Genomic DNA, 1,486 nt, shown 5'->3' with positions numbered 1-1,486 from the left:
AGATGTGTATAAGCGAGCGGGGGGCGGAGGAGGCCGGGGCCGGTGAGGGCGTGGGCGGAGACCGTGCGGGTCGCGCCGTCGCGGAAGCGGAGCCGCAGGCGCAGGTCCCAGGCGCCCGGGGCGAGTGACGCCAGCCTTTCCAGCGGGACGGGCGTCTCGGCGGTCCAGGCGTCGTCGGCGGTCGGGCGCAGCGGCACCGTACGGCGCAGTACCAGGCCCGCGCGGTCGCGGTGGCGCCACTGCACCTCCGCGTCCACGGGGCCGGCCCGCCCGACCGCGCCGTACAGCTCGTGCAGGCGCAGCCGCAGCAGGCGGGTGCGGGCGCGCAGCTCGGCGTCGACGGCGAGCGGCAGCAGACGGACGGGGCGCTCGGGGAGGGACTCCAGGGTGACCTGGGGCAGGTCCGCCGACCAGCAGGGGGTGCCGTCGGCCGTACGGGCGTACGGGGGGCACAGGCGTGCCGGGCGGGCGGCCAGGTCCCGCAGGCGGGGCAGGTCGCGCGGCTCGGGCGAGGCCAGCAGCACCCGTGCGAGCAGCGTGCCGGGGGCGGCCGGGTCGCCGGAGCGGTCGGCGGCGTCGTACTCGGCGAGATGGTCGCGGCTGTGCGCCCACCACGCGCGGCGGTAGGTCTCGTCGCGCAGCGGCAGCTCGCGGACGTACATGCGCAGGTCGTGGTCGAGGAACTTGGCGCGGACGGCGCGCGCCAGCCGCTTCTCCCCGGCGTCCAGCAGGATCGTGTGGGCGGTGCGGCAGGCGTGCGTGCGGGCGCGCCAGTTGCCGACGTCCGCGCGGTCCAGCGAGATCGACAGCCGGGGCGCGGCACGGCGCACGTGCCAGACGTACACCCGGTCCGGGACCAGGGCGACGCGCGGGGCGGCGGCCCACACGCGCGCGGTGAACACGATGTCCTCGTAGGGGAAGCGGCCCTCCGGGAACCGGATGCCGTGGGCGCGCAGGAAATCCGTGGCGTACAGCTTGTTGACGGCGAGGGTGTCGCGGACCAGGCGGGGCAGGTCGGCCGGGCGGGCGAGGACGGCGGGGGAGGCGTACAGCGCGGGCTCCCACGGCACCTCGCGGCCCGAGGGCAGCTCGCGACGCACGCACAGACCGCCCGTGACCTGCGCGTCCGCCTCCCGCGCGGCGGCCAGGAGCGCGGCCACGGCACCGGGCGGCAGCACGTCGTCGCTGTCCAGGAACATCACGTACGGGGCGGTCGCCGCGTCCAGTCCGGTGTTGCGCGGGGTGCCGCAGCCGCCGCTGTTCACGGGCAGCCGGACCACCCGCAGCCGGGGCTCGGCGGCGGCCAGCCGCTCCAGCAGCTCCGCGCTGCCGTCCGTGGAGCGGTCGTCCACGGCGACGACCTCCCGCACGGCGGGCCCCTGCGCGAGCGCGGAACGCACGGCGTCGGCCACATGGGCGGCGTCGTCGTGGCCTATGACGACGATCGACACGGAGCCGGCGTCGGGGCCGGCGCCGGCCGGGGCGG

Annotated in this window: 1 protein-coding gene; it reads right to left on the bottom strand. The window is 77.7% G+C overall.

What is annotated here, in order from left to right:
* On the bottom strand, positions 1 to 1,451 hold a 1,451-nt coding region (locus CCN29_RS22395), incomplete at its 3' end, for a glycosyltransferase family 2 protein (RefSeq protein ID WP_086684028.1).
* Between the last annotated feature and the right edge of the window lie 35 nt (positions 1,452 to 1,486).

This window comes from Streptomyces pseudogriseolus (assembly GCA_002154585.1).
Classification (GTDB): domain Bacteria; phylum Actinomycetota; class Actinomycetes; order Streptomycetales; family Streptomycetaceae; genus Streptomyces; species Streptomyces pseudogriseolus.
The sequence above is the reverse complement of the archived record's forward strand: the minus strand, read 5'-3'. Positions and strand labels throughout refer to the sequence as shown.